General features: G+C 72.3%; 6 protein-coding genes. 2 read left to right on the forward strand and 4 right to left on the reverse strand.

The features are described from left to right. Positions 1-367 precede the first annotated feature (367 nt). A complete protein-coding gene (locus EYA84_RS22130) occupies positions 368-982 on the reverse strand; it encodes a TetR/AcrR family transcriptional regulator (protein ID WP_131054963.1) in 615 nt (204 codons plus the stop codon). 15 nt (positions 983-997) lie between these two features. Then, the gene (locus EYA84_RS22135) at positions 998-2,086 is read right to left on the reverse strand and encodes an aldo/keto reductase (protein WP_131054964.1); all 1,089 of its coding nucleotides are present in this window, start codon (positions 2,084-2,086) and stop codon (positions 998-1,000) included. A 260-nt stretch (positions 2,087-2,346) separates the two neighbouring features. Between EYA84_RS22135 and EYA84_RS22140 the strand changes: the two genes are divergently transcribed. Further along, on the forward strand, positions 2,347-3,561 hold the full coding sequence (locus EYA84_RS22140) for a S8 family peptidase (protein WP_131054965.1): 1,215 nt from the start codon (positions 2,347-2,349) through the stop codon (positions 3,559-3,561). A 108-nt stretch (positions 3,562-3,669) separates the two neighbouring features. On the opposite strand, the gene EYA84_RS22145 is transcribed toward EYA84_RS22140, so the two are convergent. Both EYA84_RS22145 and EYA84_RS22150 read right to left on the reverse strand, forming a co-directional pair. After that, on the reverse strand, positions 3,670-4,584 hold the full coding sequence (locus EYA84_RS22145; protein ID WP_131054966.1) for a hypothetical protein: 915 nt from the start codon (positions 4,582-4,584) through the stop codon (positions 3,670-3,672). Next, entirely contained in the window at positions 4,571-6,598 is a 2,028-nt protein-coding gene (locus EYA84_RS22150) for a hypothetical protein (protein WP_131054967.1), read from the reverse strand. Before EYA84_RS22150 ends, EYA84_RS22145 begins: the two co-directional genes overlap by 14 nt. Positions 6,599-6,775: 177 nt before the next feature. On the opposite strand from EYA84_RS22150, the gene EYA84_RS22155 reads away from it, so the two are divergent. Beyond that, the gene (locus tag EYA84_RS22155; RefSeq protein WP_131054968.1) at positions 6,776-7,507 is read left to right on the forward strand and encodes a hypothetical protein; all 732 of its coding nucleotides are present in this window, start codon (positions 6,776-6,778) and stop codon (positions 7,505-7,507) included. Positions 7,508-7,616 lie beyond the last annotated feature (109 nt).

The following is a 7,616-nucleotide window of genomic DNA, read 5'->3' on the forward strand; positions in this document are numbered from 1 at the left end:
GCGGCGGTGCGCCCGAGGATGCCGGTCACCGCCGTGGCGGCGGCGGCCACCAGGAGGAGGGCCGCGAGCAGCACAGGCCCGAAGAACGATCTACGCCTGGACATCGTGTTACTCCATTCCGCGTCGCGTGGACGCGCGGGCGGCGCGGGGGCGCCGTGGTGGTGGGTACGGCCGGGATGCCCATCAACCGGCCTGGTGCCGTGCGCTCGGCCGCGCCGATTCACGAACGCGGCCGAGCGTTGGCGCGTGCCCCTCACTCCCGTAGGGACGGTAACCTGTGAGCGATAACATAGCAAGGAGTCGATGGCAACCTGCGGAACCGCCCCGCCGGGTGCGGCCGGCCGGTGCGTCATGCCCACCAGTCGGATCAGCGGCCGGTGGTTGTCGGGGCCGAGGCGCGCAGACCGTCCAGGGCGAAGTCGAGCGCGGCCTCGAGATGGTCGATCCTGCCGGTGGAGAGCATCAGCAGCACGCCGCCCTGGATGCTGGCCAGCAGTGCCGACCCGACCCGGTCGGCGTCCAACCCGGCGGCGATCTGGCCGGTCGCCTGCATCTGCCGGACGCCGGCCGTGATCCGCGCCTGCCAGCGGGTCATCAGCCCGGCGACCACCGCCTGTGAGCCGGGGCCACGCCGACCGGTCGGCCCGAGCAGGGTACTGAGCGGACAGGACATGCCCTGGGCGCGGTAGCGCGCGACGAGCAGGTCACGCCACTCCTGCCAGGCCGGCCAGGTGGTCAGGTCGCTGAGCGCCGGCTCCTGGTCGGCGAGCACCTGGTCTGCCTCGTGCTGGGCGACGGCGAGCAGCAGTTCCTCCCGGCCGTCCGGGAAGTAGTGGAAGATCTGCCCCTTGCTGGTGCCGGTGCGCCCCATGACGTCGTCGAGGCGTACCTCGTCGACGCCACGCTCGCGCACCTCGGCGGCGGCACCGGCGACGATGCGGGCGCGGGTCTGCTCGCCCTTGCGGGTCAGCGCACGCGGCAACTCGTCCTCCCGAGGTCAGGCGGCTACCGGGCCATTGAACACCGGCGGCGCGTAGCCGGTCGGCTTGTCGCCGATGCCGAGGCCGGGACTGACGATCCAGGACTGGTACGCCGGGGTGAACATCGAGTACGGGGCGGCGAGCGGCCGGGCGCTGGCGGCGTCGAGCCGGTCGCGCAGTTCGCCGGGGATCTCGAAGTCGAGGGCCGCGAGGTTGCCGTCGAGTTGGTCGGCGCTGCTCGCGCCGACGACCACGGAACCCACGGCCGGTTGGGTGATCGCCCAGTTGAGGGCGACCTGCGCCATGGGCCGGTCCAGTTCACCGGCCACGTTCTGCAGGGTCTCCACCACGCGCCACTCGGCGTCGCCGACCGGCCGGGTTCCGTCGCCGAGGCGTCCCGCCCCGGACAGGCCGTCGCCGGTTCGGCGGTACTTGCCGGTCAGCAGGCCGCCGCCGAGCGGGCTCCACGCGGTCAGGCCCAGCCCCAGCGTCTGGGCCATCGGCACGAACTCGGGTTCGATGTCCCGCGCCACCAGCGAGTACGGCAGTTGCACGGTGACCATCGGGGTCATCGCGTGCGCCTCGGCGACGCTCTGCGCCCGGGCGGCGTACCAGGCAGGCACGTCGGAGAGACCGGCGTAGCGGATCTTGCCGGCGCGGACCAGGTCGTCGAAGGTCCGGACCACCTCCTCGACCGGGGTGATCCGGTCCCAGGTGTGCAGCAGGTACAGGTCGAGGTAGTCGGTGCCGAGCCGGCGCAACGACTCCTCCACGGCACGGATCATGTGCTTGCGGCCGTTGCCGCTGGCGTTGGGGTCGGTGGGGTCGACCGTGTTGGTGAACTTGCTGGTCAGCACCAGCCGGTCGCGGACCTTCGCGGAGTCGATCAGCCGGCCGAGGATCCGCTCGCTCTCCCCCGCCGTGTAGAAGTCCGCCGTGTCGATCAGGTTGCCGCCGGACTCCAGGTAGCGCCGGAAGATCGGCTCTGCCTGCGCCTCGGTGCGGCCGTACGCGGCGTGGAAGCCGCCGGTGCCGAAGTTCATCGTGCCCAGCGCCAGTCGACTCACCCGCAGCCCGGACCGGCCGAGCAGGTAGTAGTGATTCATGGCGTCACTGTGACGCGGCAAAATTGGACCGACAAGTCCAGAACTCCCGGCCCGCCCGGAGGGCCGCGACCCGCGCCGCACCGGGCAGTCGCGCGGCACCTCTCGGGCACCTCGGGTGGCGGACCGACCCCGTCTGTCACCCGCGACCCACCTCGGTACCAATCCGTAACATCCACAGACTTATATGTCAGCCCGCGCGCCGCTAGCCTCCTGACATCGAAGATCATCCACGACGGGTGGTCTGCTTCCAAGGAGGCTCCGTGTCACAAGCACGCCTACCTCGCCGGCGTCGTGCCGTACTCGCCGCCGGCATCACCGCGACCGCCGTCGTCACCAGCCTGCTCGCACTGCCGCAACCCGCGATGGCTGCGGGCGGGCCGTACCGGGCCACCGCCGTACCGGTCACCACCCCGCAGGCCGCCGGAGACGTCGCGGTGATCCCCGGCGCGTACGTCGTCACGATGAAGCCCGGCGCCGACGCCACCGTGCCGGCCCGCGCGCTCAAGGCCGCCCCCTCCGCCTACTTCAGCCGGGCGGTGAACGGCTTCGCGTCCCGCCTCACCGCCGCGCAGATCGCCGAGCTGGCGCACAACGCCAACGTGCTCAGCATCGAGCGGGACGTGCTCCAGTACGACGTGGTCGACGCCACCCAGACCAACCCGCCGGCCTGGGGCATCGACCGGATCGACCAGACCACCCTGCCGCTGTCGCGCAGCTACACCTACAACTCGACCGGCACCGGCGTGCACGCGTACGTGATCGACAGCGGCATCCAGGCCAACCACCCGGACTTCGGCGGGCGCGCCCAGTTCGCCTACAACGCCATCGACACCAACAACACCGACTGCAACGGCCACGGCACGCACGTCGCCGGCACCATCGGCGGGGCCAGCCACGGCGTCGCCAAGAACGTCCGGTTGTACGGCGTGAAGTGGCTCAACTGCTCCGGCGGCGGCACGCTGTCGGCCGCCGTCGGTGCGGTGGACTGGGTCACCCGCAACGCCAACAAGCCGGCGGTGGCCAACGCCTCCTGGAACTACACCTACAGCGCCAGCCTGGCGACCGCGCTGACGAACATGATGAACAGCGGCGTGTTCCTCGCCGCCTCGGCCGGCAACACCGGTGGCAACTCGTGTGACCGGCTGCCGCGCAACCTGACCGCCGCGCTGGTGGTCGCCGCCACCACCAACACCGACGCGCGGGCCAGTTACTCCTCCGTCGGCTCCTGCGTGGACATCTACGCCCCCGGCTCGGGCATCCTCTCGACGTACCCCACCTCGACGACCGCCTCGCTGAACGGCACCTCGATGGCGACGCCGCACGCCGCCGGGGTGGCCGCCCTCTGGAAGGCGACCAACGGCGACGCGAGCCAGGCCACGGTGCACAACTGGATCGTGGCCAACGGCACCAGCGGCGTGGTCACCGGCAGCCTCTCCGGCACCCCGAACCTCCTGCTGAACAAGAAGAACCTGTAACCGGAGACCGGGTGTCCCCGCCGCTCCCCCGGCAGGGACACCCGGCCTCTCCGCACCCGCGCGCTCGGACTCGACGGCCCGCCGCTGTCGGGCCGGGCCCCCGCCCGACTAGCGGATCTCGGTCACGTGGGCGCAGGCGAACGGCAGCGACACCGAGACAGCCCCACCCCGGCTCTCGTCGGCCAGGCCGGCGATCTCGACAGTGCCGGCGGGCTGGTCGGCAGTCCCGTCGCGTACCGTCACCTCGGCCCGGAACGAGTCACCGGCGACGAGTTGACTCAGCCCGGCCGGGCGGCGGTTCGGTTCGGCGTACACGGCCGACATACTGGTCAGATAGCGCCCGGAGTGGCGCAGCAGGACCAGGGTGAGCGCGGAGGTGTCGTCGTCCACCTGATACCGGTCGCCGGACCGGGTCAGCACGAACTGGCCCTGACCGCCCACCTTCGCCTCGGTGTCGAAATAGAGGCTCACGGTCAGCGCGCCGTCGGCCTTGGAGCGGTAGCACCGGGTCGTCGCCACCCAGCCCGGTGACGCCCCGGGCAACCCCCGACCCTCGATGCCGATCTCCCCCCGGGTCACCTCGGCCACGGTGGCCGTGCAGGTGGGGTCGCCCTCCAGGCCGGCGAAGACCAGCCGGTCGCCCCGGCGCAGCAGGTCACCCGCGACCCCGCCGAAGCCGGCCAGCAGGGCCACCTCGGCGCCGCCCAGGGTGCCGAAGGTGAGCCGGTCGACCCGGTGCCACTGACCGGCCGCGAGCATCGCGGACAGGTCCCGGCACCGACGCCCGCTGGCCAGCGTGATCCGGGTGTCGGACGACTCGACCGGCACCACGTCGGCGGCGAGGTACAGCCCGGGGAAGGCGGTCGGTGTCGCGCCGTCGTTGGTCGCACCGACGCCACCACCCGGCCGACCCTCGGGGGCCGTGTCCGGGGTGGACCCGCCGCCGGTGCAGGCGGTCAGCGCCAGCACCACGGCCAGGCCGAGCGTCACCGCCCCGGTGCGCCACCGGTCACGTCTCGTCATGGAAGTACCTCACCTCGGGGCATCGCGGGTCGGTGGTCACCCGGACCACCGGCCAGGAGAGCCTGCTGAACGGGAACGAACTGCCGGCGAGCAGGATCTCGACGTCGCCGACCGGCCGGCCGACCCGGTAGTCCGCGAGTATCTCGGCCCGGGTGTTCAGGAACGGATAGAACCGCAGGACGCCGTCGAGGAACTGGTTGCCACCCTCGCCCTTCATGATGAAGAACGGTTCCGGACCACCCTGGTTGTTGGGCGTGACGCTGATCCTGTTGGCCTTGCCGGCGAAGCCCTTCGGGACGTGCACCCCGGTCGCCGCGCCGGCCATCTGCAACAGTTGGCCGCTCTGCGCGCCGCTGTAGCCGGCGGTGCCGGTGAACGGTCCGGCGAGCCCGGCGCAGCTGACCAGGTCGACGTAGACCTTGGGCAGCTTCGCGAGGATCAGGTTGACCTCGCCCGCGCCCTGGGCCAGCACGATGTCGGACCCGTGGTAGGTGACCTCGATGGTGATCTGCTGTGCCGGCAGGCCCGCCTTGACCAGGACGTCCCGGAGCAGGTCGAAGTTCTTGCCCACGCCGAAGCCGACCGGGTTGCTGAGCAGTCCGTAGACGTCGCCCAGCTCGAACGGGAGGCTCTCCTTGTCCAGCGAGGCGATGTAGGTGGCCTGGCCGGTCAGCTTCTCGCCCTCGCCGCTCGGATCCTCGACCGGCGGCTTGAGTTCCAGAGTGGCCACGCCGTCGGCGCCGGTCTTGGCGCCCCGTTGTGACTTCACACTGTCCGCCGAGACCGCCTTCAGCAGTTGGGTGCCGCCCTCCTGGATGGTGCCGACCTGCGGTTGGATAGTGCTGAACCGGACGGTGAAGTCCTTCAGCGGTCCGCTCCTGGGCACCGAGACCCCGGCCAACGCGTAGCAGTCGATCTTTTCGAGCGCCGTCTCCAGGTCGAAGGTCGCGGTCGCGGTCAGCAGGACGTGTTCGGCCCGGCTGCCCGCCGTGTGCTTGAAGTGCGTGCTGGTCTTGTCGGCGCTCAGCGAGAGGCGGGCGCCCAGCAGCAACAGGATCGCGCTCGCCGCCGCCGCCGACTTGCCCCACACCTCGTCCGCCTTGCCCACCCGGTCCTGTGCCTCGTCGGAGAGGAACTTGACCAGGTTGTCCTTCAGATAGCCCTTGACCGAGTCGACGATCCCCTTGGCCACCGGGTCCTGCGGCGACCCGAACCGCCGGGTGAGCGCCTTGCACGGCCCGTCCGAGGCGTACGCGACCCCGCCGCCGACCAACCGGTCGAACGCGCCGAGCCGGGCCGCCGCCCGGGGCTGGGCATCGTCGACCACCTCGACCAGACGGCTGGTGGCGTGCCCGAGCAGCAGGACCGTCTGCAACGGGTCCAGGTACGCCGTGTCCGGGTCGGCCCCGGCGAACAGCACCTGCTGCCGGTGCCCCGACAGGGCCCGTACGCCGGCTGCCGCGGTGACGAAGATCGGATGGTGGTCCGGTTCCCGGGCCCAGCCGGCGACGGCGGTGGTGACCTCTGCGAAGGTCATCTTCTTCCGGGTCAGCCCGACCGCGTCCAGCAGCTCGGCGAACTGGTCCACCGTGTACCGGTCCCCCGCCCGGGTGGCGGCGGCCAGCAGCGGCAGCAGCTCGGCGTAGACCGGTGCGTCGTGCAGCGCCACCTGGTCGGGCATCGCCACCACCGGCCCGCGTACCGACACGATCGGGTGGCCGGCGCGGCGCAGCAGTTCGGCGGTGGCCGCCGCCGACCGGGTCGGGTCCCCGGCATGGATCTCGGTGACCAGACGTTCGGCCGCCTCCACCGGATCGGCCGGCAACGTGGCGGCGACCGCTTCGAGGGCGGGACGGTCGACCCCGCCCGACGGCGGTGGATCGTCACGGTCGGCGGTGCAGGCGGAGGCGACGAGCGCCAGACAGAGCAGCGCGATCACCGGTGGTCGCCACCGGAGGCGGGTGACGCCGCGTGGCGCGGGGACACCTCGTGCCCGGCAGGAGGTGCGTGTCATCGGTGTGGGTCCTTTCCCGGCGGGGCGGTGGGGCACCGGGCAGTGCCACCCCCGGCATCAGACCGGCAGGCCGATCCCGGTCACCAGGGACCGATGTCCCGGCCGGTCGGGAACCTCACGCGCCGGTGGGCCGCGACGCCCCATGCGGTCCGGGTCGGCCCGGCGGCAGGGTGCGAGGTGACGCACCCTGTGCCCGAGAAGGAGACCACCATGTATCCCGTCACCACGTCGGAGAACCCGCCGAGCGGTCCCCCGCCGGCACCCGTACGCCCGCCGCGCGCCTGGGCGCTGACCGGCGCCCTCGGCGGCCTGGTCGGCCTGGTCGGCATCTTCACCACCGCGAGCCTGACCGCCCCCGCCGAGCAGTACCGCGCCGACAACGCCGGCTACGTCGCCGCCCTGGCCGACCGCGCCGGGTACGTCTGGGCCCACCAGGTGGTGACCGTGGTCGCCATCGTCTGCCTGGCGGTCTTCGCGGCCGGGCTGCGGCGCTACCTGGGGGCGCAGGAGCCGGCCGGCAGCCTGGTCCCGACGCTCGCCGCCGGTGGGGTCGGCCTGGTGCTGGTCGGGCTGTTGATCGGCGGCGGGATCTCCACCGAGCTGTTCTTCTCGCTGAACGCGGCGGCGGAGTACGACCCGGACGTGATCGCGCCGCAGCTCACCATCTACGCCACCATGGCCTGGCTCTGGGGCGGGATCGGGTTGACCGCCGCCGCGATCGCGGTCGGCGGGTTCCGGCACGGCTCGGTGAGCCGCTGGTTCGCGGTCTTCAGCGCGGTGGTCGCCGTGCTGATCGCCGCCACGCAGCTCGCGCCGGTGCAGTACATCTCGCTGATCCCCGGCGGGATCTGGTTGGTCGTCGCCGGGTTGGCGTTGGCGATGCGCCCACGTCCGGGCGGGCGGCCCTGACCGTGCGGGGGTCCTGGTACGGCACCGGCGGGGCCACGCGCGGGCACGAGCCCACCGAGGCGACGGCGGTGCCGTACCAGGACCCCCGCACGGTCAGGGCCGCCCGCGC

This window comes from Verrucosispora sp. SN26_14.1, assembly GCF_004307965.1.
In the GTDB taxonomy this organism is placed as follows: domain Bacteria; phylum Actinomycetota; class Actinomycetes; order Mycobacteriales; family Micromonosporaceae; genus Micromonospora.

Bases quoted from the DNA above. Each gene is read 5' to 3' on its own strand.
- EYA84_RS22135 (WP_131054964.1), bottom strand. From the start codon at position 2,086: ATGAATCACTACTACCTGCTCGGCCGGTCCGGGCTGCGGGTGAGTCGA.
- EYA84_RS22145 (WP_131054966.1), bottom strand. From the start codon at position 4,584: ATGACGAGACGTGACCGGTGGCGCACCGGGGCGGTGACGCTCGGCCTG.
- EYA84_RS22150 (WP_131054967.1), bottom strand. From the start codon at position 6,598: ATGACACGCACCTCCTGCCGGGCACGAGGTGTCCCCGCGCCACGCGGC.